This window comes from Streptomyces sp. NPDC059917 (genome assembly GCF_042730635.1).
GTDB lineage: Bacteria > Actinomycetota > Actinomycetes > Streptomycetales > Streptomycetaceae > Streptomyces.
Window position 1 is genome coordinate 45,600 of record NZ_JBHWLC010000029.1, and the last position, 20,448, is coordinate 66,047.

Genomic DNA, 20,448 nt, shown 5'->3' on the forward strand with positions numbered 1-20,448 from the left:
CTCGCCCCCGCACCGGCTGACGCCCGGCCGCCTCCACCCGGCGGAGCCCGGCCACGCCGTGCCGCACGAAGGACACACCGTCATGACCGAACTGTTCTCGTCCTCGTCCGCATCCCCCTCCTCGGCTCCCGCGCCCCGCAGCGTGCTCCAGGCCGTCGGGAACACCCCCGTGCTCTTCATCGACGAGCCGTTCGCGCCGTCGCCGCGCGGCTTCTGGGCCAAGCTCGAAGGATTCAACCCCGGTGGCATCAAGGACCGTTCCGCGCTCTACATGGTCGACAGGGCCCACGAGCGGGGCACCCTGCGCCCCGGCGCCCCGATCGTCGAGTCCACCTCCGGCACCCTCGGCCTCGGCCTGGCCCTGGCGGGGGTGCTCCACGGGCACCCCGTACACCTGGTCACCGACCCGGGCATGGAGCCGATCATGGAGCGGATGCTCACCGCGCACGGCGCCCGCCTCCACGTCGTCGACGAGCCGCACCCCCACGGCGGCTGGCAGGAGGCCCGTCGGTCGAAGGTGGCCGAGCTGCTCGCCCGCTACCCCGGCGCCTGGTGCCCCGACCAGTACGACAACCCCGACAACGCCGCCGCCTACCTGCCCCTCGCGCACGAGTTGACCGGTCAGCTGGGGAAGGTCGACGTCCTGGTGTGCGCGGTCGGTACGGGCGGGCACTCCGCCGGCATCGCCCGCGGACTGCGCGCGTCCCATCCCGCGCTGCGGCTCGTCGGTGTCGACACGATCGGCTCGACCATCTTCGGCCAGCCCGCCCGCCCCCGCCTGATGCGCGGCCTCGGTTCCTCCGTCTACCCCCGCAACGTGGACTACCCGGCCTTCTCGGAGGTGCACTGGGTCGCCCCGGGCGAGGCGGTGTGGGCCGCTCGACAGCTCGCGGAGCGGCAGTTCGCGACGGGCGGTTGGAGCGTCGGAGCCGTGGCACTGGCCGCCGGCTGGCTCGCCCGCACCCAGCCCGAGGGCACCCGGATCGCGGCGGTGTTCCCGGACGGACCCCACCGGTACTTCGACACCGTCTTCAACGACGCGTACTGCCGCGCCCACCAGATCCTGGACGTCACGCCGCCCGACGGCCCCGACACCGTCGACTCGCCCCACGCCGGTGAGATCACCCGGTGGACGCGGTGCGCCCGTGTCGTCGACCCCGCGCCCGCCATCGGCGCCCCTCCGGCGGGAGCGGTCCGGTGAAGGAGACCTGGACGCAGTACCGCTCCTTCGACAGCACCGTGCGACTGCTGCTCGTCAACCAGCTGTCCATCAATCTGGGCTTCTACATGCTGATGCCCTACCTGGCCGCCCACCTCTCCGGCGGCCTGGCGCTGGCCGCGTGGGCGGTCGGCCTGATCCTGGGCGTGCGCAACCTCTCCCAGCAGGGCATGTTCCTGATCGGCGGCATGCTGGCGGACCGGCTCGGCTTCAAGCCCCTCATCGTCGCCGGTTGCACCCTGCGCACGGTCGGCTTCGCGGCGCTCGCCTTCGCCGACACCCTGCCCGCCCTGCTCGCCGCGTCCGCCGCCACGGGGCTGGCCGGCGCCCTGTTCAACCCGGCGGTCCGCGCCTACCTCGCCTCGGAAGCGGGCGAGCGGAGGGTGGACGCCTTCGCCCTGTTCAACGTCTTCTACCAGGGCGGCATCCTGCTCGGCCCGCTCGTCGGGCTCGCGCTGACCTCGGTCTCCTTCCCCCTGACCTGCGCGGTCGCCTCGGCCGTCTTCGCCGCGCTCACCCTGCTGCAACTGGGCCACCTGCCCCGGAACACCGCCGTGCCGCGCGCGGACCGGCCCGCCCTGCGCACGCAGGCCGGCGCCGTCCTGCGCAACAGGTCGTTCTGGCTGTTCGCCACCGCGATGAGCGGCTCGTACGTCCTGTCCTTCCAGATCTACCTGGCCCTGCCGCTGGAGGTCGCACGCCTGACGGGCAAGGGCGCCTCCGGCACGGCCGCGACCAGCACCCTCTTCGTCGTCTCCGGCCTGGTCGCCCTCCTGGGGCAGTTGCGCGTCACCGCCTGGTGCAAACGGACCTGGCCGCCCGCCCGATGCCTCGCCGCGGGGATGGCCCTGATGGGACTGGCCTTCCTCCCGCCCCTCCTGACCCCAGGAGAGCGACCGGCGGGACCGGCCTGGGCCACGGCCGCGGCGCTCCTTCCCCTGGTGGCGTGCGCCGCGCTGCTGGCGCTCGCCACGGCGGTGCTCTACCCGTTCGAGATGGACACCATCGTCGCGCTCGCGGGCAACCGCTGGGTCGCCACCCACTACGGCCTCTACAACACCGTGTGCGGAGTCGGGATCACCCTGGGCAACCTGGCGACGGGCGCGCTCCTCGGAGCGAGCCGTTCCGCCGGGCACCCGGCGCTCATCTGGCTCACGCTGGCCCTGGTCGGAGCCGTGTGCGCCACGGCCCTCGCGCTGCTCGCGCGCACCGGCAGGCTGTCCGCACCGACGCCCGCTCCGGTCCTGGGGTAGCGCGGCGCGGACGCGCCGCCGGGCTCCCCGCCGGTCGGCGGGGAGCCCGTGCGCGGTCCGGGGTCGGATCAGCCCTTGCGGTGCTTGCCCTGGAGGGCGTCCTTCGCATCGGACATGGTCTTCTTCGTCTCGCCGACGGCCTGGTCGATCTTGCCTTCGGCGGTCAGCCGCTCGTTGCCGGTGACCTTGCCGGCGGCCTCCTTGGCCTTGCCCTTCGCCTTGTCGGCAGTTCCCTTGTCGGCCATGGTGGCCTCCTTCACGGTTGGTGTGGATCGTGCGCCGCCCGGTCCTCCTGGCCGCCGCATCCGTACCTCTCACCGCGCCCCTGCCCCGTGCTTCCCGTCCCATTCGTCCGGGCGGGCGTCCGTCACCGTTCGTCGGAGGGGTTCCCGTCCTGCGGCTTCGAGCCGAAGTTCCCGTAGCCCTTCATCTCGTGCGCGGTGCGCCGACCGCCGTCGGCCGGGAAGTCGGCGCCGTCGGGCTCGCGCGTCCCCTCGGCGTGCCCGCCGCTCCCGGGCCGACGCGGCTGCTCCGCGGGGAGGGGCGGCGCCGGTTCGCGCCGACGGCGTCGGATGCCCAGCATCACGCCGCCGACGAGCAGCGCCGCGACGAGCACGCCGATGACGAGCACGACCGTGGACGACGCGCCCACGGCGAGCTCGACGGATGCGAGCGGGGTGAGGGAGGGTTTCGACATGTCGGGTCCTTGTCCGTTGCGGCGGGGCGGCCCCGGAGCGGGGACCGCAGCTCGCGGCTACCCGGCCATCCGGACCTCTAACGCGGCAGGTCCCGGCCGCGTCGGGTCACCCGTCGCCCTTGCCCTTCCTGCGCAGGAGCAGGAAGGGCAGCAGCAGCCAGCAGATGACGAACCAGCCCGTGACGAAGCCCGTGAGCGGCCAGGCGATCCAGTGCGCGGTGGCGACCCGGAGCAGCAGGAGCACGGCCGAGGTGACGGTCAGCGCGAGCAGTACGATGCCCACGGAGACCAAATGGCCTGCCGCGTCGACGAGTTGCGGCTTGAGGTGCCGACCCGCCAGCATCCGGTGGTAGGCGACGGGAGCGATCAGGGTCCCGGTCGCCAGGGCGCCCAGCGTGACGGTGACGACGTACAGCGTCCGGTCGAAGGCGGCGAGCCCGTGGAAGCCCGGCATGAAGGCGACGCTCAGCAGGAAGCCGAAGAGGATCTGCGCACCGGTCTGCGCGACCCGGACCTCTTGGAGGGTCTCGTTCCAGCGGCGGTCGGCCCGTTCCGCCTCCGTCTCCGTACGATCGGCCGCCATGACGGCGTCCTCCTTCGCGCCCGGGACCACGGCCCGGCGTCGGTCCTCCCCGCGCGTCTGCCCGCCGCGGCTCCCGCTATGCCGGACCGGTCGGATCGGGACGCGGGGGAACGTAGATCTCCAGCACGCAGATGTCGTCGCGGTGCCCTTGCCGCAGGCCCGCGAGAGCGGTGGCCAGGGCGCCGCTGCGCCCTTCCCGCACGAGCCGCAGGGCCGTCGCGGCGAGCTGGGCGAGGCCCACCCCGATGTCCTCGCCCGGCTCCTCCACCAGGCCGTCCGTGTAGAAGAGCAGGTGGTCGCCGGGCAGTAGGTCCGTCACCTCCTGCCCGTACGAGGAGCCGAACGCGGCGCCGAGGAGGGTGCCCCGCGGCTGCGGCAGGAAGGTGGCCTCGCCGTCGCGGATCAGCAGCGGCGGGAGGTGGCCCGCCCGCACCCAGGTCAACCGGTGGTCCCAGGGCTGGTAGCGCCCCATGACCATGGTGGCGGTGGCGCTGTGGGTGTCCGTGGCGGTGTGGAGCAGCAGGGCGTTGAGTCGGGCGAGCACGTCGGGCAGGGGCGATCCGGTGATGGTCATGCCCTTGGCGGTGAAGCGCAGTTGGGCCATCGTGCCCACGGCCGCCAGTCCGTGTCCCGCGACGTCTCCGACGACGAACAGCGCGCTCTTGTCGGGGAGTTCGATCGCGGAGTACCAGTCACCGCCGACGTTCAGACCGCTGTCGGCGGGCAGGTAGGCCACGTCGACGCGCAGACCGGCCAGCTCCAGCGACTGCTCGGGCATCGGCAGCAGGGTGTCCTGGAGCCGGGCCCCCAGCACGCGTTCGGCCTTGAGGGTGCCGCGCTGGACGAGGTTGGCGCGTTCGCTCTCGCGCAGGGCCATTTCGGCGGCCCGCAGCGCGGTCAGGTCCTGGAAGAAGCCGTGCACCTCCAACGGGCTTCCGTCCGCGTCCCGTTGGGCCTCCGCGACGATCCGCAGGTACCGCAGGCCGTCCGGCGCCGCGATCCGGAAGTACTGGTCGATGGCCGTGCCGTCGCCCAGCAGCCGCCGTACGGCCGCGCCCAGCGCGGGCAGGTCCTCCGCGAGCAGGTGCTCGGGCAGCTCCTCCAACCGCATGGGCCCCAGGGCGGGATCGCGGCCGAAGACGGCGTAGACCTGGTCGGACCAGGTGATGGTGTCGGTCAGCAGGTTCCAGCTCGCCCAGCCGAGGTTGCCCAAGCGCTGGAGGTCGTCCAGCCGACGCGTCTCGCGGTCGGTGGTGTCGTGCCGGATCCAGGTCACCACCAGGCGCTCGCCCAGCCTGTTGGCGCGCACCGAGTAGGTGGACCGCTCGGGGACCCCGGCGCTCACGTCCTCGTACAGGAAGGGCTCGCCCTCGTAGACCGTGCCCAGGGTCAGCGCGTCCAGGTACCCCTCCCACAGCGCGGTGCCCGCGACGGTCGGGTAGGTCTCCAGTACCCGACGGCCGACCAGCTCCTTGCCGTGGCGCCCCGCGACGTCCACCGACTGCGGCGAGGCGGCGTCGATCCGGTAGTCCTCCACCTCCCCCGTCCGCCCGCGCAGCGGGCTGAGCAGGACGACCGGTCCCGACATGGCGTCGAAGATCGTCTGGATCGCTTCGACGTCCGCGTGGAGCGGCAGGCTCCCCTGGGGCGCCTCGCCCTCGTGCAGGAGTCCGCCGCACAGCCGGACGGCCCGCCTGAGCAGGGTCCGGGTACCGGCCGTGAAGGGGCCCCGCCGGGTGCGGAAGAACCCGACGACCGCCGTCGCCGCCCCGCCCCCGGGTACGGGCAGCCAGGCGCGCGAGGGCCACCGCTCGGGCGGTTCCCCGATCAGCACGTACCGGGCCGCGTCCAGATCCGGGTCCTCCAGCCACACGGCTTCGCGGGCCCCGATGGCCTCCATCGCGGCGATGCCGCTGAGCGGCGGGACGTGGCTCCACTGCTCGGCCATCGCGTCCTCGACCCCCGCGTGCCCGATCAGTTTGAGGCTGCCGGCGGTGGTCACGCTGTAGATCATCACCGCGCCGACGTCCTCGGCGTCCGCCAGCGCCTCGTAAAGCCGCCGGGCGGTCTCGATCGGGGTGCGGGCGTCGGCCAGGGACCGGGCCAGGGCCGCGAGGACGGTGCGGTGCCCGGTCGGACGGCCGCCGTCGGCGACGACGTAGCGGCCGGTGTCGAAGGGGGAGGGGGCCGGCTCCGGCGGGACGCCGGGCCCGGCTCCGGCGCCCGGGCCCGGCTGCACCGGCGGCGCCGTCGGGCCCGCGCCGCTCGCGCGGCCCAGGGTGAGCCAGCACTCCTCCAGGAGGCTGCGGCGGTGTTCCGCGGCGCGCTCCAGCAGCAGCCGGTTCGCGGTGTCGGCCGTGACGCCTTCCCGGGCCATGAGCACGCCCTTGGCCCGCTCCACGACGGCCGTCATGGAGGCCAGCCCCTCCAGGTCCACCACCTCGGCGCGCAGCCTGGAGACGACTTTGGCCAGCGCCAACACCTCTGGTGCCGCGCTCGCGCCGCCGTCGGGAACCCCGGATTCACCCGCCATGTGTCGAGCATGGCACGCCCCGGGGCCGCTGGACGCGGTTCTCGCCGGTCACCCCCGCGGCAGGGCCCGGCGCGGCCCCGTTCAGAAGGGGTTGCGGGCGGCCCGCGCCGCGGCCGCCACCGCCGCGATGATCCCCAGCACTCCCGCGAGGGTCCCCGTGTAGGCGTGCACCTGCTCCTGGGCCCGCTCCTGCGCACCCTCGGGGACCGCGAAGAATCCGGAGGTCGTGCCCTCGGGTTGCGGACGGCCGCGCGCCGCCTCGTACCGCGCCCAATCGGCCCGGTGCACGGTGCGCGCGCGCAGCAGGTCCTCCTCCGGGACCTGCTCGCCGCCGAGCCGGGCCCGGAGCCGCTCGGCGGCCACCCTGAGCACGATCGAATCGGTCACCGTCAGCGGCGCGTCCGGGCGGCCGATGCCGCGCTCCAGCAGGGGCACGCCCGCGGTCGGCCACGGCGAGCAGACGGCGGTGAGCGCGGAGTGCAGCCGCGCCCAGTCGGGCCTGCCGCTCTTCTCCCCTTCCTCGACCAGCAGTTGGACGGTACGGCGCTGCTGGTGGGTGGCCGAGGGATGGGCGAACTGTGCCACGACGCGGCGGGCGACCTCCCGCCGCCGGGTGGCGTTCGCCCTGCCGGCGGTCCGGGCGTAGGTGCGCAGCGCCCGGCGCGCCTGCGCCACCGACACGACGGTGTCGGCGTTCAACCAGACGAAGAGGACCACCGGGATCAGGGCGTGGTGCGGGATCCGGGCGAGGGGCGAGCGCCTGCGCACGTCGAGCAGCTCGGAGAAGAGCCGGCGCTGGACGGCGGGGAAGAGCCCGAGGTCGCTGCCGTGCCGGGTGGACTTCTGGAAGTCGGGGGCGGCCAGCAGCCCGACCTCCACCCAGTCCGTGACCATGCGCGCCGAGACCCGCTCGATTCCGAGGGCTTGCGCGTCTGCCACGAGGTCCTCGGCCGTGCCCGGCACCCACCGGCCGACCTGGAGTTCTTCCATGCCGTGGAAGTTACACCGAGATCGGCGGCTGCCTCGGTGCTCACAGGTTCCGCCCCCGGCAGGGTGATCCGCGTGATATCGGAAGCCTTCGCGCCGACCGGACGGACGGACCGGCGGAGCGCGGGGCACCTACCTCCGGAGGAAGCCGTGAGCCGCCGCAAGCACCGCCACCACCCCAGCCCCCGCCCCCGATCCCGCTCCCGCACGCGTCCGCGTCCGACGTGCGCCGCCCGGCGCCCCGGGCCGCGCGGCCCCGGCCTGCTCCGGCGGGTGCTCGGCGCGTTCGCCAGCGGCCTCGCCGCCGTGCTCGTCAAGGAGGTCATGGGCCTGCTGCACCGCGACTGATCCGGCGGGGCCGCGCGGCTCAGGGGCCGTCGGCCCGCCCGGCCCCCGTCCAGTGGAGGCGCCCGGCGTGGATCAGTCGGAGCTGGCGCCGGGCCGTGTCGGTGACGTCGGCCCACGCGTTGCCCTCCAGGGACGCCGCCAGGTAGGCGGACGCCGTCATCACCATGTGGTCGACGTAGAGGCGGGCGAGCATCAGCAGGTCCTCGGGGCTCCACCCGGCGCCGAGCGGGTCGGACGCGAGGTTTTCGGCCATGTCCCGGGCGAAGCCGTCCAGTCGTCCGGCGACGGCTTCGCGGACCCTGCGCACCCCTCCGTGGCGTTCGCGGACGATGAAACGGAGATGGGCCGGGTACGCGCGGACGAGTCCGGCCATCAGATCCACTGCCCGGTCGATGCGTCGGGCCGCGATCCCGGCGCCGTCGAAGATCTCGGCGATCCCCTCCTCCAGGTTCTCCAACGCCTCGTCCACCAGGGCGACCCCCAGTTCTTCGATGCCGGTGAAGTGCCGGTAGAAGGCCGTCGGCGCCACTCCCGCCGCGCGGGTCACCTCGCGCAGACCGAGGCTGCCCAGGCTCTGCTCCTCCAGGAGCGAGAGCGCGGAGTCCAGCAAGGCCCGGCGCGTACGGAGGCGTTGGGCTTGGCGGGCCCCGACGGTCTGGTTCATGACGGAAAGTAAACCCCGATCCCGCGGCGACCGCATGCCATCATTTAGACTGACCAGTCAGTGAACAACTGTTACTGATTCTAGAGATCCGAAGGAGGATGCACGATGCTCTTCCTCGTAGCGGCCCTGTTGCTCCTGGGCATCCTGCTGGGAACCGTGGCCCACGTCCCGGCGGCGGTCTCGCTCGCCGCGACGGCCGCGATCGCCATCTGGCTCACGGTCTTCGCCGTACGGGAGCGGACCGGACGCCACCACCACGTCGACCGTCAGGGGAGTTCCTCATGACCTCGCACCGAACCGCCGTCCGGGAGCGCCGCTCCACCACCCCCGCCCCGGAGCTCCGCACCGGGACCCCGACGCCCCGCACCGGCCCCGACGGCCCGGCTCCCGGGGCCCGTTCGGTCGGCGAGGCCGACACCATGGCCGTCCTCTCCTTCGTGTCCGGCCTGGTCGGGCTCCTGGTCATGAACCTGGTCCTCGGACCCGTCGCGATCGCCCTCGGCGCCCTCGCCCTGATCCGCGGAACGACCCGCCCCGCCCGCGCCCGCCTCGGGCTGGCCCTCGGGGTCGCGGACCTCGTCGTCCTGGCCTGCCTCATCGGCGCGGACCACACCTGGTCCTGGAGCCTCGGCTGACACGCGAGGGAACGGGCACAGGGTGTGAGCTATGTTGGGTGACGAGTGACATGAGAGGGAGGCCCGTCGGTGTCATCCGGGCAGCAGGCACGCGCCCAAGCAGCCGCCATCACGCCGGGCGGTCGCTCGCCTGAACCCGAACGCGCCCCCGGCGAGCGGGTCCGCGCCCTCTTCGACGGCCACCGGCTCTCCCCGGGACAGCGGCGGATCGCCCAGTACCTGATCGACCACCTCACCGAGGCCGCCTTCCTCTCGATCACCGAGCTGGCGGACCGGGTCGGGGTCAGCCAGCCGTCCGTGACCCGCTTCGCCGTGTCCCTCGGGTTCAGCGGCTATCCCGCCCTGCGGGACGCCCTGCAACCGATCGCCCTGAGTGCGGTCGCGGGCACCCCCGGGGCCGGCGGGCAGTTCCGCCGCAACGAGTTGCAGGCGGCCGTGGACGCCGAGATCGAGAACCTGCAGAACCTGCGCCATCTGCTCGCCGACACCGACCAGGTGCTGAACATCGGGCGCGAGCTGGCCGGTTCCGTGCCGCTGACGGTGCTCGGCCTGCGGATCTCGGTGTCGCTGGCGGAGTACTTCGCCTACGCCGCCCGGCGCATCCACCCCGACGTCCGCCTGGTGACCCGCGGCGGCAGCGTGGCCTACGACGCCCTGCTCCAGTCGCGGGCGGCGGGCGGGACCTGGGTCCTGGCCTACGCCATGCCCCGGCACGCCAAGGAGACGCTGGGCGCGCTGCGGGCCGCGCGGAGCGCGGGGCTGCGCACCGCGCTGATCACCGATCCGACCCTGGGCCCCCTGGCGGACGCCGCGGACGTGACGCTGACCGCGGGCACCGGGGCCAGGCTCGTCTTCGACTCCTACGCGGCACCCGGCATGCTGTCCGCGGCCCTGCTCCAGGCGATGGCCGACGCGGACCCCGAGCGGACCCAAGCACGCCTCGAAAGCTACGAGCAGGTCGCCGACCAGCACGGCTTCTTCCTCTAGACGGAACCGGCACCGCGACCCGCACCAGGGCCGCACCCGCTCCGCGCCCGCTCCACACCCGACTTCGCGCCCCGCTCCGCCACCGATTCCCGGGGCCGGGTTTCACCTCGCCGTCGTATGTAATTTTTCATTCCCTTGCTTACCCGACGGTATATATGTTTACTTGCCGAGCGCCCCGGATCCACCAGACGCCACGGAGAGCTCACCCCAAGCCCTCCCGGAGACGGGCACGCGGTGTGACGCCACTCCTCCTCACGTCCCACCCGTGCCCGATCCCGGCTTTCGGATCCACCGGAGCGCTCACGGCGGTCCCGGCCAACCCCTGGGCCGGGGCCGCCGCAGCAACGTCTCGATCAGAGTTCGACACCACTCGGAAGCGACGAGCATGCGCCAGACTGCCTCCATCACGCTCAGCCCCGACTGGCCCTGCCAGGTCAAGGCCCCCGGCACCCAGGACTGGGAACGCACCGCCGTGCACTGGCTACGGGACCTGCTCCCGGCCCGCTACGGCAGCTACCCGACGCTGACCCGCCACCCCGCGCTGCTCGCCCGCCACGCCCAGCTCCAACTGCGGCACGAGGTACGGACGATGCGCATCGCCCTGGAGACCAGCCGGGCCGAACTCCCCTCGATGGGCGTGGCCGCCGCCGTGATCGAGAACTCCATCAGGATGTACGCCGTCGAGCTCCAGCAGCTGGGCCGACTGTCCCGCGGGGTCCGCCTGGTCGGCGACGCCCTCCTCGCGCAGGGCACCGGCCGCCGCGGCTGACGTTCAGTCGCGCGCCCAGGTGTCGATGACATCCTCGGCCGTGGTGACGGTGGCCACCAGGGCCAGGGAATTGCGGATCAGCTGCGGGGTGTAGTCGGCCGGCACCCCGGCGATCGCATCGGCCGGGACCACGACGGTGTAGCCGAGGTTGACCGCGTCGAAGACCGTGTTCGGGATCGCGACGTTGGCCGAGACCCCGGTGACGACCAGGGTGCGGCAGCCGAGGTTGCGCAGCAGGGCGTCCAGGTCGGTCCCGGCCATCGGGGACAGCCCGTGCAGTCGGCGTACGACGATGTCCTCCTCGGCGACCGCGATCGGCTCGGCGACCCCGACCGCCCGCGTGCCCGACAGCTGCTGGACCGGGAGCTTCCCGGCCGCACGGAAGAGGCGCGCGTTGGAGTTGGCCGCCCGCCCGTCCGGCCGCCGCTCGGCCACCGCGTGCAGGACCTGTACGCCCGCCAGGTGCGCGGCGTCGACGAGCGCGGCCACCCGCCCCAACATGCCCGACGCCTGGGCCTCCTTGGCCAGCTCGGGCAGCGCGCTGTCCGCGCCGACGACCCCGTTCTGACACTCGACGGTGAGCAGCGCGGTCGTGGCGGGGTCGAGTTGCGCCCTGAGCCGGTCGCGGCGGGCGGCGTCCTGGGACATGCATCCCCCTGGCGTGATGACGGAAGAGCCTTCATGATTCCTGACACATAGTCAGATGTGAAGGGGCGTGGGGCAGATGGACGACGCACAGCGGCGCGGCCGGCGGATCATGATGACCGGCGCGGAGGTGGACGCGTTCCTGCGCGCCGAGCGCACCTGCCGGGTCGCCACCGTCTCCGGCGACGGCCGCCCGCACGTCGGCGCCCTCTGGTTCGCCTGGGACGGCACCTCGCTGTGGCTGTACTCGATCACCCGCAGCCGCCGCTGGGCGGACCTGCGGAAGGACCCGCGGATCTCGGTGGTCGTGGACGCGGGCGTGGAGTACGACGAGCTGCGCGGCGTCGAGCTCTCCGGCAGCGCGGTCTTCGTCGGCGAGGCGCCCCGGACCGGCGAACCCTGCCCGGAGCTGGAGGAGGCCGAGCGGCTCTTCCCGGCGAAGAACTTCGGCATCACCGAGATGCCGCACGACGGGCGGCACGCCTGGATCCGCCTCACCCCGGACTCGGTGGTGTCCTGGGACTTCCGCAAGCGGTAGGGCGCCGGGCCGCCGAACCGGGCACCCGCAGCCGGGCACCCGTAGCGGGCGTATGCAGCCGGGCGTACGCAGCCGCGCGCAGGCCCTCTCAGAGCAGGGCCGCGGCGTCCCGAAGCGCCGCCACCGCCGCGCGGATCGAAGGCCGCCGATCGGCGTCCGCGCGCCAGACGACGTACACGTGGCGGCGCAGCGTGTCGCACACCGGGAGCAGCCGCACCGCGGGCGGCACCGGCCCGCGCCCGAGCCGGGGCGCCACGCACACCCCGAGCCCGGCCTCGACGAACGCCAGCTGGGTGTGGTACTCCTCGGCGATGTGCGCGATGCGCGGTTCCACGCCCAGGCCGCGCAGCGTGAAGACCAGCCACTCGTGGCAGAACTGGCCCTCGTTCCAGGAGATCCAGTCGTCGTCCGCGAAGTCGGCGAGCGAGATGCCGCTCCGCTCGGCCATCGGGTGCCCCGCGGGCATCGCGATGTCGACGGTGTCGTCGAGCAGGTGGGCGCGGGAGAGTTCGGCGGGCACCGGCATCCGCCGGTTGTGCCAGTCGATGGCCACCGCGAGGTCGAGGTCCCCGCGCACCACCGCGCGCATGCTCTGCTCCGGCTCCTGCTCGGTCACCCGGGCCCGCAGCTCGGGGTGCGCGGCGCGCAGCGCGGTGAGGGTGCGCGGCAGCAGTCCGCGCATCGCGGTGGGGAAGGCGCCGATCCTCAGCTCGCCGACGACGCAGCCGCGCTGGGCCTCCACGTCGGACTGGGCCAGCTCCACCTGGGAGATGATCCGTGCGGCGTGGTCGGCGAGCAGTCGCCCCGCATCGGTCAGGCGGACCCCGCGCCCGTACTTGGAGAGCAACGGCTGGCCCACTTCGCGCTCCAGTTTGGCCATCTGCTGGGAGACGGCCGAGGTCGTGACGTGCAGACCGTCGGCGGCCCCGCTGACCGAGCCGTGCCGGGCGAGGGCGTCGAGCGTGCGCAGGCGCTCCAGGTTCAACATGTAAGCGATGCTACGGCGTGGGGCGAAAGAAGTCTCGCTTGTTCTACGAGGTCGTACGGAGCAGAGTGATCTCCATGAGCGCATCCGCACCCGCCCGGCCGACCCTCCCCACCTCCGCCGCAGCCGTCCCCACCGCCGCCCCCGCCCCCGGTCCCGGTCCCGGTCCCGGTCCCGCGGCCACCGCGCCGACCGCCGTCACGACCACCACCGCGGCCGCTTCCCGCCCGGGCCTCGACTGGCGGATCCGCTTCGCGATCCTCTCCGTGGTCTGGGGGTTCAGCTTCCTGTTCATCAAGGTGGGCACCGAGGCGTACGCCCCCTTCCACGTCTCCATGGGTCGGGTCTTCTTCGGCGCGCTCGCCCTCGTCACCGTCCTGCTCGTCCGGCGCGAGCCGCTCCCCCGGGGGCTGCGGACCTGGGGCCACCTGTCGGTGGCGGCGCTGCTGCTCAACAGCGTCCCCTTCTCGCTCTTCGCCTACGCCGAGCTGAGCATCCCCTCCAGCCTCGCGGGCATCTGCAACGCCAGCTCCCCGCTGTGGGGCATGGCCCTGTCCCTGGTCGCCCTCTCCGAGGACCGGCCGACCCGGCGCCGCTTCGCCGGTCTCGGCCTCGGCTTCCTCGGGGTGCTGACGGTCCTCGGCGCCTGGCAGGGCTTCGCGGGGGTCGACGCGAAGGGCACGGCCTTCGCCCTGCTCGCGTCCCTCTGCTACCCGATCGGCTGGATCTACGTCCGCCGCACGCTCGCCGGCACCCCCGGTTCGCCGGTGGCGCTGACCGGCGCCCAGCTGATCGTCGCCACCCTCCAACTGGCGGCGGTGAGCGCCGCGTTCACCAGCGCGCCGACCTCCTTCCCGCTGTGGCCCACGCTGTCGGTGGTCGCGCTGGGCGCGCTGGGGACGGGCATGGCCCTGCAGATGCAGTACGGCCTGGTGAGCGAGATCGGCCCGACCACGGCCCAGATGGTCACGTACTTCATCCCGGTGATCGCCACCGCGGCGGGCGTCCTCGTCCTGGGCGAGCAACTGCACTGGAACACCCCGGTGGGCGCCGCGATCGTCCTCGCCGGCGCCGCCCTGACCCAGACCCGGTCCGGCCCGCGCAAGAAGGGCTGACCCCGCCACCGGCCCCTCCCCCTCGGGCCTGTCGTCACGCTCCCGCCCGCCCTCCGGGCGACCACAGGAGCGTGACGACAGGCCCGAGGGTGTGTCTGCTAGTCGTAGCGGACCCCCCGCGCCGGGCGGACCGCCCGCGCCACCTCGTCCGCCAGCGCCGGGATCTCGGCCGGGGCCACCGGGGACACGGTGATCCGTACGCCCGGACCGCTGTCCACGCGGAAGCGCGCCCCCGGCGCCACCGCCCAGCCCGCCGCGAGGAGCCGGGTCACCGCCCCCGTCTCGTCCGACACGGGCACCCACACGTTCATGCCGCTGCGCCCGTGCGCGGCCACGCCCCGCTCCCGCAGCGCCGCCACCAGGGCGTCCCGCCGCTCTCCGTACGCCCGCGCCGCCGCGGCCCCGTCCACGGCCCCCGTGGTCCACAGTTCGACGACGGCGTACTGGAGCAGCCGGCTCACCCAGCCGGGGCCCAGCCGCTGGCGGCCCAGCACCCGGTTCACCGTGACCGCGTCCCCCGTCAGCACCGCGAGCCTCAGGTCCGGCCCGTACGCCTTGGCGGTCGAGCGCACCAGCGCCCAGTGCCGGGTGACCCCGCCCAGGGATTCCAGCGGCAGGTCGACGATGCCGTGCCCGTGGTCGTCGTCGACGACGAGCACGTGCGGGTGGCGGGCCAGCAGCTCCCGCAGCGCGGCGGCGCGCGCCGCGCTCACCGCCGCGCCCGTGGGGTTCTGCGCCCGCGCGGTGACCACCAGCGCCCGCGCGCCCTCCGCGAGGGCCCGCTCGACGGCCTCGGGCACCGGCCCCTCGTCGTCGACGGCGACGGGCGCGATCCGCAGGCCGAGCGCGGGCACGAGGTCCAGCACGCTGCCCCACCCCGGATCCTCGACCGCCACGGCGTCCCCCGGGCGCAGGTGCGCCGACAGCACCCGTTCGATCGCGTCCAGCGCGCCCGAGGTCAGCCCGACGGGCCCGGCGGGCACCCCGTCGGCGTCGAGCCCGGCCCGGGCGAGCCGGGCCAGTTCGGGGACGACGGGGTCGTCCCCGTACCGGGTGGGCGCCTGCGCGTAGCGCCGGGCCGCGGCCGCCAGCGCCCCGGACAGGTCGGGCAGTACGGCCGGATCGGGGTTGCCGCTGGCCACGTCCCGGCCGCCCGGCGGCACCGCCACCCGCAGGCCGTCCCGCGGGGCGCTGGCGGGTCGGGCGCGCACCCGGCTGCCGCGCCGCCCGTCGGTTTCGATGACCCCGCGTTCGCGCAGCGTGCGGTAGGCGGCGGCGACGGTGTTCGGGTTGACCCCGAGCGCCGCCGCCAGTTCCCGCATCGGTGGCAGCAGGGCGCCGGGGGCCAGCTCCCCGGAGCCCACGCCCGCTTCGACACTGGCCGCGATCTCGGATGCACGGCTCCCGACGATTGTGTATTCTCCTAGCACAAAGAACAGTATGCACTAGTGCAATGGAGTTCGCATCATGACCGCCGCGCCTGCCGCCGCCCACGACCCCGCGACCGACGCCTACGAGCCGACGGACCTCACCATCCCCTCCCGCTCCCGCGACCGCGCGCGCTACGACCGCGAGACGGTGCACGCGATACTCGACGAGGGATACCTCTGCCACCTCGGCTTCGTCCGCGACGGCGCTCCGGTGGTCCTGCCGACCCTCTACGGTCGGGTCGGCGAGGCGCTCTACATCCACGGCTCCACCGGTTCGCGCCCGCTGCTCGCCGCGGGCAAGGCCGACCCGGGCCTGCCCGTGTGCGTCACGGTCACGCACCTCGACGGGCTGGTGCTGGCCAAGTCGGCCTTCCACCACTCGATGAACTACCGGTCGGTCGTGGTGCACGGCACGGCGTACGAGGTCACCGACGAGGCGGAGCGCCGGACGGCCCTGGACGCCCTCGTCGACCAGGTGGTGGCGGGCCGCTCGGCGGACTCCCGCCCGGCCGACGCCAAGGAACTGGCCGCCACCGCCGTCATCCGGCTCGACCTCGAACAGGTCTCGGCGAAGCTGCGCACCGGCGGCCCCAACGACGAGGCCCGGGACCTGGACCTGCCGTTCTGGTCGGGCGTGGTCCCGGTCGCGCGGACCTACGGCGCCCCGGTCCCGGCGGCCGACCTGGCCCCCGGGATCGAGGTACCGGACTACATCGCCGCGCTCTGAGCGGGTACGGGCCCCACCTCGGGCCCGTCCGCCGCGCCGCCGGGGCCGTCCGCCCCGGCGGCGCCCTCCTGCTGCGGACGGCGGCCCTCCGCGACGATCAGCGCGAGGACCGCCGCCAGCAGGAGCAGGATGCCGAGCACCACCGACCCGGTCAGCCGCTCCCCCAGGACCAGTACGGCGATCAGCGCGGCGCTCACCGGCTCGATCAGCATGATCACGGACACCGTGGCGGCGCGCACCGCGGCCGCACCGGTGAAGTAGAGGACGTACGCGAGCGCGGTGGGCACCGTCGCCACGTACACCAGCAGCCACAGCACCCGACCCGGCTGCGCGGTGTGCGGAACCAGCCCCTCCAGCACGGCCGCCGGCAGCAGGCACACCGTGCCGACCGCCAGAGACCACGCGGTCGTGACCAAGGGGTCCCCGCCCGCCCCGCGCCGCCCGAGGGCGCGCGTGCGCAGGGTCATCGCCGCGTAGCCGGAGGCCGACAGCAGCGCCCAGCCGACCCCGGCGGGCCGCACCTCGGCGCCCTCGCCGCCCAGCGTCAGCGCCACCAGCCCGGCCAGCGCGCCGCAGACGGCGGCCGCCCCGCCCCGGCCGAGCCGTTCGCCCATCCAGTACCGCGCCCCGAGCGCGATCATCACCGGCCCGGCGCCCAGGGTGACCACCGTCCCCACCGCGAGCCCGGTCTCGCGCACGGCCCCGAAGTAGGCGGCCTGGAACAGGGTGAAGAGCAGCCCGGTGACGACCAGCGAGGCCACCGACGGCCGCGGCCCCGACGCTCGCCGGCCGCCCCGCGGGCGGCGCAGGGCCAGCGCCCCGAGGAGGAGGACCAGGGCGCCCGCGCAGCGCCAGAAGGACAGGGCCAGCGGACCGAGGTCACTGGCCAGGAAGAGGAGTGAGGCGGCCGCCCCGGCGGTGCCCCAGGCGGCTCCGGCGACGACGAGGTACAGATGCTTCGACTGCATCGACTGCTTCGACACGTGTGCTCCGCGTGACGTGAAGGATGAGGGGAACGGTCATCTCTTCGCGGGCAGCACGGACCGGCCCGGTGACTCCGGGCGGGGTACGTCGGCGCAGTGGCGAGGCCGCCCGCGTCAGGCGGCGGGAGGCGGAAGCACGTTCGTCAGCATGGTCGTGACCCTAGGCCGTCGCGGCCGTCCGGTCCAGCGCCCCGGGTTCGGGGGCTCCCCCGTCGACGGCTTCCCGGTCGGCCCCCAGGACCGCCCGGTCCATGGCTCCCGGCCCCAGGGCGGCCGGGTCCGGGGCGGCCGGGTCCGGGGCGCTCCGCCCGTCCCCGGTGCCCGGGCCCGGGCCCGGCTTCGGCGCCGCGGGCCGCGAGGTCTGCGCGATGAAGGCACCGCCCAGCACCAGCGCACCACCGATGATCTGCGGGGTCGAGAGGTGTTCCTTGAGGAGCACCCAGGCCAGCACGGTGGCGACGACCGCTTCGAGGCAGGCGACGACGCCCGCCACCTGCGGCGAGAGCATGCGCACCGAGACCACCCCGGTCAGGTAGGCCGCGACCGTCGCGATCAGCACCACCCAGCCGACGAGCACCAGCGCGGGCACGGACAGTCCGCCGACGTCGGCGTCCCGCCCCAGGACCGCCCACCGCATGCCCCAGGGCCGCGCGATCACGGTCATCACCAGCGCGCCGATGACCATGCCGTACGCGATCACCCCGAAGGGATCGGGCACGTCCTCCCCGTCCGCGCCCTGGTCGGCCAGCACGAAGTAGAAGGCCTGGCAGCAGGCGGCGGCCACGCCGAGCAGCACGCCGAGCGGGTCCAGCCGCAGCCCGGCCCAGATCTCGACGACGCAGGCCAGACCGACGACGGCCACCGCGGCCCCGGCGGCGGCCGCCCGGGTCACCGGCTTGCGCTGGACGAAGCGGATGTAGCCGAGCAGCAGCGCGGGACCGAGGTACTCCAGCAGCAGGGCCACGCCGACCGGAATCCGGGACAGGGAGGCGAAGTAGAAGGCCTGCACCCCGGCCACGGCGACCAGGCCGAAGCCGGCGAGCAGCGCGGGTTTGCGGAACAACAGTCCACGGTGGCGCCAGGCCAACGGGGACATCACCAGAGCCGCCCCCGCCACCCGCAGCCAGACCACGTGCAACGGGTCCAGACCCGCCTCGATCAGCGGCTTCGCCGCCACCCCGGAACCACCGAACGCACACGCCGAAACGAGGGCGAGGCCCAGTCCGGCATTTCTCCCTGACGCTTGCATCGGCACATCATGACAGCCCTCGTCAGGAGCGTCATCGGGGTGACGCCTGTTGAGATTTCCTGACAGGTCGTCAGTCTTGAATGTTCCGCCGACCGGGACTACGTTCCGCCGGACACAGCCGACGAGAAGGGGCGGTCCCATGGCCGAAGTCACCGCGGAATCACGCATCGAGGCCTCCGCCTCCGCGCTCTGGTCGCAGCTCACGGACTGGGACGCGTACGGCCAGTGGAGCATGACCCACACCGGGTTCCCCAAGGGCGGCCCGGAGACCCTGGCCGTCGGCTCCACCTTCGCCGAGAACATGAAGATGATGGGCTTCCCGGCCGAGGTCGTGTGGACGATCGAGGAGCTGGAGACCGAGCGCGTCTTCGCCATCCGCGGCAAGGGCCCGATGGGCGTGGTCGTGGGCACCCGCTACACCCTGATCCCGGACGGGGACGCGACGACCGTGCGCATCGACGGCGACTTCCAGGGCGCGGCCGTCTCCCTCATGGCGGGCAAGCTGAAGGACTCGGCCGGCGCCGCGCTGAACGAGTCCCTGCGCAAGCTGGCGGGCCTGGTCGCCTGACCGGTCGCCCACCGCACCGCGCACCCATGCGGGAGCGCCCCGCGCGTCATGACGCGCGGGGCGCTCGGCCGTACCTCCCGCCGGACGGTCAGTGCTCGTCGGCGAGGATCAGGTAGAGCTTCTTACGGGCCTCGTTGATGACCGCGACGGCCTTCTCCCGCTGTTCGGACGAGCCGGTCTTCCAGACCTGGCCGAAGGCCTCCATCAGACCGAAGCCGGCCGTGCGGATCTCGTTCATCGCCTCGCGGTCGAACCCGCGCCCGGCCTCGTCCCAGGGGGCCGCGGAGCCCGCCTCGGCCTCGGTGCGCCCGGCGTCGGTCAGCGTGAACAGCTTCTTGCCGCCCTCGCTCGCGCTGCTGATGAGCCCCTCGTCCTCCAGCATCTGGAGGGTCGGGTAGACCGACCCCGGGCTGGGCTTCCAGGCTCCGCCGCTGCGCTCGCCGATCTCCTGGATCATCTCGTAGCCGTGCATCGGCCGGTCCACGAGGAGCGCCAGGATCGATGCCCTGACGTCACCCCGCCGCGCCCGCCGGTGCGGTCCGCCACGCCCGCCGCGCCCGCCGAAGGGCCCCCCGAAGGGCGGCCCGAACGGACCGAAGGCGGCGCGCCGACCCTCGAAGTCACCCTGACGGTCCGGCCCGCAGTGCCCGTGCCCACGACCGTGCTCGTGTCCGTGCTCATGTCCGTGTGAACGCATGACTGCGCTCCTTTCGTCATTGTTCCTGCTGATCAATCCGTGTCGTTGTCCGACATCACAACCATCGCTGATCGCTCGCGATGTGTCAACGATATATCGGGACCGCTCGCTCCGATACGCCCGGAACGGCTCCGAGGCCGGCCTGGGACAGTGAAGGACCGTTTGCCGGCGAAGTTGGCCCGACGCTGACTCACTCGTTGCGGCCGAGGCGGGCCGGCCGCTGCCGCGGCGAAATATTCGATGGTTCAGGAAGGGCTGAATCTGCGACGGTCACTGACGTGAACGTGCTTCTGGGAGACAAGTCCCGGTTCGCCGCAGAGGTCGGCGAGCCAGGCCCGCTGTGCCGGGTCGACCTCTGGGCAGCTGGAAAGTGGCTGACCTGCGACGACAACGTGGCTTACGTCCCCCAGTTCCGCCGCGATGTCCTGGCCGCCGCCGCTTGGCTGCGGTCCGGCGAGGGTTCTCCCCTCCCGTTCCCCGACGCGTCCGCCGAGGCCACACACCGGCGGCTCGTGGAGCACTCGGCGGCCGACGACGAGCCAGGGGCCGACTGCCGGTTGGGCCCGTATCGGGTCCTGCTCTGGGGGCCCACCACCGACAACGTGACGGCCTTCCTGTTCCACGAAGGGGACCGTCTGGTGATCACGCTGGAGTTCTGGCGTGAGGAACACCTGCTCAACCACCCCGAAGACGCCGGAGAGGTCTTCGTGGTCGAGGTCCCGGCCGAGGAGTTCGTCCAGATCCTTGACGGCATTGCGGCCGCGCTCGGCGCCGGGTAGAGCCAGCCGTTCAGAGGGTCTCCCGCTCCCCGCGCTCGCTCAGCCCCCATGACCGGT

At 73.7% G+C, this 20,448-nt stretch carries 24 protein-coding genes; 12 read left to right on the forward strand and 12 right to left on the reverse strand.

Annotation, left to right across the window (positions count from 1 at the left end):
• Positions 1-82 precede the first annotated feature (82 nt).
• Positions 83-1,201, forward strand: a complete 1,119-nt coding sequence (locus ACFWAR_RS18625; RefSeq protein WP_385778389.1) for a PLP-dependent cysteine synthase family protein — start codon at positions 83-85, stop codon at positions 1,199-1,201.
• On the forward strand, positions 1,198-2,472 hold the full coding sequence (locus ACFWAR_RS18630; protein WP_385778391.1) for an MFS transporter: 1,275 nt from the start codon (positions 1,198-1,200) through the stop codon (positions 2,470-2,472). The genes ACFWAR_RS18625 and ACFWAR_RS18630 overlap by 4 nt, the downstream gene beginning before the upstream one ends.
• A 68-nt stretch (positions 2,473-2,540) precedes the next feature.
• On the opposite strand, the gene ACFWAR_RS18635 is transcribed toward ACFWAR_RS18630, so the two are convergent.
• The 5 genes from ACFWAR_RS18635 to ACFWAR_RS18655 all read right to left on the reverse strand — a co-directional run bounded on the left by ACFWAR_RS18635 (position 2,541) and on the right by ACFWAR_RS18655 (position 7,275).
• The gene (locus ACFWAR_RS18635; protein WP_385778393.1) at positions 2,541-2,717 is read right to left on the reverse strand and encodes a CsbD family protein; all 177 of its coding nucleotides are present in this window, start codon (positions 2,715-2,717) and stop codon (positions 2,541-2,543) included.
• A 122-nt stretch (positions 2,718-2,839) separates the two neighbouring features.
• Positions 2,840-3,169 carry a DUF6479 family protein gene (locus ACFWAR_RS18640; RefSeq protein ID WP_385778395.1) on the reverse strand — a complete coding sequence of 110 codons (330 nt, stop codon included), beginning with the start codon at positions 3,167-3,169 and terminating at the stop codon, positions 2,840-2,842.
• Positions 3,170-3,275: 106 nt separating this feature from the next.
• Positions 3,276-3,752 carry a DUF6328 family protein gene (locus tag ACFWAR_RS18645; RefSeq protein ID WP_385778397.1) on the reverse strand — a complete coding sequence of 159 codons (477 nt, stop codon included), beginning with the start codon at positions 3,750-3,752 and terminating at the stop codon, positions 3,276-3,278.
• A 76-nt stretch (positions 3,753-3,828) separates the two neighbouring features.
• Positions 3,829-6,285 carry a SpoIIE family protein phosphatase gene (locus tag ACFWAR_RS18650; protein ID WP_385778399.1) on the reverse strand — a complete coding sequence of 819 codons (2,457 nt, stop codon included), beginning with the start codon at positions 6,283-6,285 and terminating at the stop codon, positions 3,829-3,831.
• A gap of 81 nt (positions 6,286-6,366) precedes the next feature.
• A complete protein-coding gene (locus ACFWAR_RS18655; RefSeq protein ID WP_385778401.1) occupies positions 6,367-7,275 on the reverse strand; it encodes a hypothetical protein in 909 nt (302 codons plus the stop codon).
• Positions 7,276-7,422: 147 nt separating this feature from the next.
• Here ACFWAR_RS18655 and ACFWAR_RS18660 point away from each other — a divergent pair, with 147 nt between their 5' ends.
• Positions 7,423-7,620, forward strand: a complete 198-nt coding sequence (locus ACFWAR_RS18660) for a hypothetical protein (RefSeq protein WP_385778403.1) — start codon at positions 7,423-7,425, stop codon at positions 7,618-7,620.
• A gap of 19 nt (positions 7,621-7,639) precedes the next feature.
• Here ACFWAR_RS18660 and ACFWAR_RS18665 read toward each other — a convergent pair whose 3' ends face one another.
• Entirely contained in the window at positions 7,640-8,284 is a 645-nt protein-coding gene (locus ACFWAR_RS18665) for a TetR family transcriptional regulator (RefSeq protein ID WP_385778405.1), read from the reverse strand.
• Positions 8,285-8,389: 105 nt separating this feature from the next.
• On the opposite strand from ACFWAR_RS18665, the gene ACFWAR_RS18670 reads away from it, so the two are divergent.
• The 4 genes from ACFWAR_RS18670 to ACFWAR_RS18685 all read left to right on the forward strand — a co-directional run bounded on the left by ACFWAR_RS18670 (position 8,390) and on the right by ACFWAR_RS18685 (position 10,675).
• Positions 8,390-8,569: a hypothetical protein gene (locus tag ACFWAR_RS18670; RefSeq protein ID WP_385778407.1), complete on the forward strand. Its 180-nt coding sequence runs from the start codon at positions 8,390-8,392 to the stop codon at positions 8,567-8,569.
• Positions 8,566-8,919 (forward strand): DUF4190 domain-containing protein, encoded by a 354-nt coding sequence (locus ACFWAR_RS18675; protein ID WP_385778409.1) that lies wholly within the window; start codon positions 8,566-8,568, stop codon positions 8,917-8,919. The genes ACFWAR_RS18670 and ACFWAR_RS18675 overlap by 4 nt, the downstream gene beginning before the upstream one ends.
• A gap of 69 nt (positions 8,920-8,988) precedes the next feature.
• A complete protein-coding gene (locus ACFWAR_RS18680; RefSeq protein ID WP_385778411.1) occupies positions 8,989-9,906 on the forward strand; it encodes a MurR/RpiR family transcriptional regulator in 918 nt (305 codons plus the stop codon).
• Positions 9,907-10,291: 385 nt separating this feature from the next.
• Entirely contained in the window at positions 10,292-10,675 is a 384-nt protein-coding gene (locus ACFWAR_RS18685) for a hypothetical protein (RefSeq protein ID WP_385778413.1), read from the forward strand.
• 3 nt (positions 10,676-10,678) lie between these two features.
• On the opposite strand, the gene ACFWAR_RS18690 is transcribed toward ACFWAR_RS18685, so the two are convergent.
• Positions 10,679-11,323, reverse strand: coding sequence for a cysteine hydrolase (locus tag ACFWAR_RS18690; RefSeq protein ID WP_385778415.1), 645 nt, complete (start codon positions 11,321-11,323; stop codon positions 10,679-10,681).
• A 76-nt stretch (positions 11,324-11,399) separates the two neighbouring features.
• Between ACFWAR_RS18690 and ACFWAR_RS18695 the strand changes: the two genes are divergently transcribed.
• On the forward strand, positions 11,400-11,858 hold the full coding sequence (locus ACFWAR_RS18695) for a pyridoxamine 5'-phosphate oxidase family protein (protein ID WP_385778417.1): 459 nt from the start codon (positions 11,400-11,402) through the stop codon (positions 11,856-11,858).
• Positions 11,859-11,946: 88 nt separating this feature from the next.
• On the opposite strand, the gene ACFWAR_RS18700 is transcribed toward ACFWAR_RS18695, so the two are convergent.
• Positions 11,947-12,846: a LysR family transcriptional regulator gene (locus ACFWAR_RS18700; protein ID WP_385778419.1), complete on the reverse strand. Its 900-nt coding sequence runs from the start codon at positions 12,844-12,846 to the stop codon at positions 11,947-11,949.
• Positions 12,847-12,920: 74 nt separating this feature from the next.
• Here ACFWAR_RS18700 and ACFWAR_RS18705 point away from each other — a divergent pair, with 74 nt between their 5' ends.
• Positions 12,921-13,958, forward strand: coding sequence for a DMT family transporter (locus tag ACFWAR_RS18705; RefSeq protein ID WP_385778421.1), 1,038 nt, complete (start codon positions 12,921-12,923; stop codon positions 13,956-13,958).
• Positions 13,959-14,056: 98 nt separating this feature from the next.
• On the opposite strand, the gene ACFWAR_RS18710 is transcribed toward ACFWAR_RS18705, so the two are convergent.
• Complete coding sequence (locus tag ACFWAR_RS18710; protein ID WP_385778423.1) at positions 14,057-15,388, reverse strand: aminotransferase class I/II-fold pyridoxal phosphate-dependent enzyme; 1,332 nt, start codon at positions 15,386-15,388, stop codon at positions 14,057-14,059.
• 37 nt (positions 15,389-15,425) lie between these two features.
• On the opposite strand from ACFWAR_RS18710, the gene ACFWAR_RS18715 reads away from it, so the two are divergent.
• Positions 15,426-16,115, forward strand: coding sequence for a pyridoxamine 5'-phosphate oxidase family protein (locus tag ACFWAR_RS18715; RefSeq protein WP_385778425.1), 690 nt, complete (start codon positions 15,426-15,428; stop codon positions 16,113-16,115).
• Here ACFWAR_RS18715 and ACFWAR_RS18720 read toward each other — a convergent pair.
• Together ACFWAR_RS18720 and ACFWAR_RS18725 are read right to left on the reverse strand one after the other, a co-directional pair.
• Positions 16,097-17,083 (reverse strand): DMT family transporter, encoded by a 987-nt coding sequence (locus tag ACFWAR_RS18720; protein ID WP_385778481.1) that lies wholly within the window; start codon positions 17,081-17,083, stop codon positions 16,097-16,099. The two genes, ACFWAR_RS18715 and ACFWAR_RS18720, sit on opposite strands and share 19 nt — an antisense overlap.
• A 175-nt stretch (positions 17,084-17,258) precedes the next feature.
• Positions 17,259-18,347, reverse strand: a complete 1,089-nt coding sequence (locus ACFWAR_RS18725; RefSeq protein ID WP_385778427.1) for a DMT family transporter — start codon at positions 18,345-18,347, stop codon at positions 17,259-17,261.
• Between the two features lie 139 nt (positions 18,348-18,486).
• Here ACFWAR_RS18725 and ACFWAR_RS18730 point away from each other — a divergent pair, with 139 nt between their 5' ends.
• Positions 18,487-18,915 carry an SRPBCC family protein gene (locus ACFWAR_RS18730; RefSeq protein ID WP_385778429.1) on the forward strand — a complete coding sequence of 143 codons (429 nt, stop codon included), beginning with the start codon at positions 18,487-18,489 and terminating at the stop codon, positions 18,913-18,915.
• An 88-nt stretch (positions 18,916-19,003) separates the two neighbouring features.
• Here the strand turns inward: ACFWAR_RS18730 and ACFWAR_RS18735 are convergent, their stop codons facing one another.
• Complete coding sequence (locus ACFWAR_RS18735; RefSeq protein WP_385778431.1) at positions 19,004-19,612, reverse strand: PadR family transcriptional regulator; 609 nt, start codon at positions 19,610-19,612, stop codon at positions 19,004-19,006.
• A 278-nt stretch (positions 19,613-19,890) separates the two neighbouring features.
• On the opposite strand from ACFWAR_RS18735, the gene ACFWAR_RS18740 reads away from it, so the two are divergent.
• Positions 19,891-20,391 carry a hypothetical protein gene (locus ACFWAR_RS18740; protein WP_385778433.1) on the forward strand — a complete coding sequence of 167 codons (501 nt, stop codon included), beginning with the start codon at positions 19,891-19,893 and terminating at the stop codon, positions 20,389-20,391.
• Positions 20,392-20,448 lie beyond the last annotated feature (57 nt).

Excerpts from the sequence above, each read along its gene's own strand:
- ACFWAR_RS18690 (WP_385778415.1), bottom strand. The coding sequence starts at position 11,323 with ATGTCCCAGGACGCCGCCCGCCGCGACCGGCTCAGGGCGCAACTCGAC.
- ACFWAR_RS18670 (WP_385778407.1), top strand. The coding sequence starts at position 8,390 with ATGCTCTTCCTCGTAGCGGCCCTGTTGCTCCTGGGCATCCTGCTGGGA.
- ACFWAR_RS18730 (WP_385778429.1), top strand. The coding sequence starts at position 18,487 with ATGGCCGAAGTCACCGCGGAATCACGCATCGAGGCCTCCGCCTCCGCG.
- ACFWAR_RS18735 (WP_385778431.1), bottom strand. The coding sequence starts at position 19,612 with ATGCGTTCACACGGACATGAGCACGGACACGAGCACGGTCGTGGGCAC.
- ACFWAR_RS18725 (WP_385778427.1), bottom strand. The coding sequence starts at position 18,347 with ATGCAAGCGTCAGGGAGAAATGCCGGACTGGGCCTCGCCCTCGTTTCG.
- ACFWAR_RS18625 (WP_385778389.1), top strand. The coding sequence starts at position 83 with ATGACCGAACTGTTCTCGTCCTCGTCCGCATCCCCCTCCTCGGCTCCC.
- ACFWAR_RS18715 (WP_385778425.1), top strand. The coding sequence starts at position 15,426 with ATGACCGCCGCGCCTGCCGCCGCCCACGACCCCGCGACCGACGCCTAC.
- ACFWAR_RS18685 (WP_385778413.1), top strand. The coding sequence starts at position 10,292 with ATGCGCCAGACTGCCTCCATCACGCTCAGCCCCGACTGGCCCTGCCAG.
- ACFWAR_RS18665 (WP_385778405.1), bottom strand. The coding sequence starts at position 8,284 with ATGAACCAGACCGTCGGGGCCCGCCAAGCCCAACGCCTCCGTACGCGC.
- ACFWAR_RS18700 (WP_385778419.1), bottom strand. The coding sequence starts at position 12,846 with ATGTTGAACCTGGAGCGCCTGCGCACGCTCGACGCCCTCGCCCGGCAC.
- ACFWAR_RS18650 (WP_385778399.1), bottom strand. The coding sequence starts at position 6,285 with ATGGCGGGTGAATCCGGGGTTCCCGACGGCGGCGCGAGCGCGGCACCA.
- ACFWAR_RS18695 (WP_385778417.1), top strand. The coding sequence starts at position 11,400 with ATGGACGACGCACAGCGGCGCGGCCGGCGGATCATGATGACCGGCGCG.
- ACFWAR_RS18635 (WP_385778393.1), bottom strand. The coding sequence starts at position 2,717 with ATGGCCGACAAGGGAACTGCCGACAAGGCGAAGGGCAAGGCCAAGGAG.
- ACFWAR_RS18720 (WP_385778481.1), bottom strand. The coding sequence starts at position 17,083 with ATGCAGTCGAAGCATCTGTACCTCGTCGTCGCCGGAGCCGCCTGGGGC.
- ACFWAR_RS18655 (WP_385778401.1), bottom strand. The coding sequence starts at position 7,275 with ATGGAAGAACTCCAGGTCGGCCGGTGGGTGCCGGGCACGGCCGAGGAC.
- ACFWAR_RS18705 (WP_385778421.1), top strand. The coding sequence starts at position 12,921 with ATGAGCGCATCCGCACCCGCCCGGCCGACCCTCCCCACCTCCGCCGCA.
- ACFWAR_RS18675 (WP_385778409.1), top strand. The coding sequence starts at position 8,566 with ATGACCTCGCACCGAACCGCCGTCCGGGAGCGCCGCTCCACCACCCCC.
- ACFWAR_RS18640 (WP_385778395.1), bottom strand. The coding sequence starts at position 3,169 with ATGTCGAAACCCTCCCTCACCCCGCTCGCATCCGTCGAGCTCGCCGTG.
- ACFWAR_RS18645 (WP_385778397.1), bottom strand. The coding sequence starts at position 3,752 with ATGGCGGCCGATCGTACGGAGACGGAGGCGGAACGGGCCGACCGCCGC.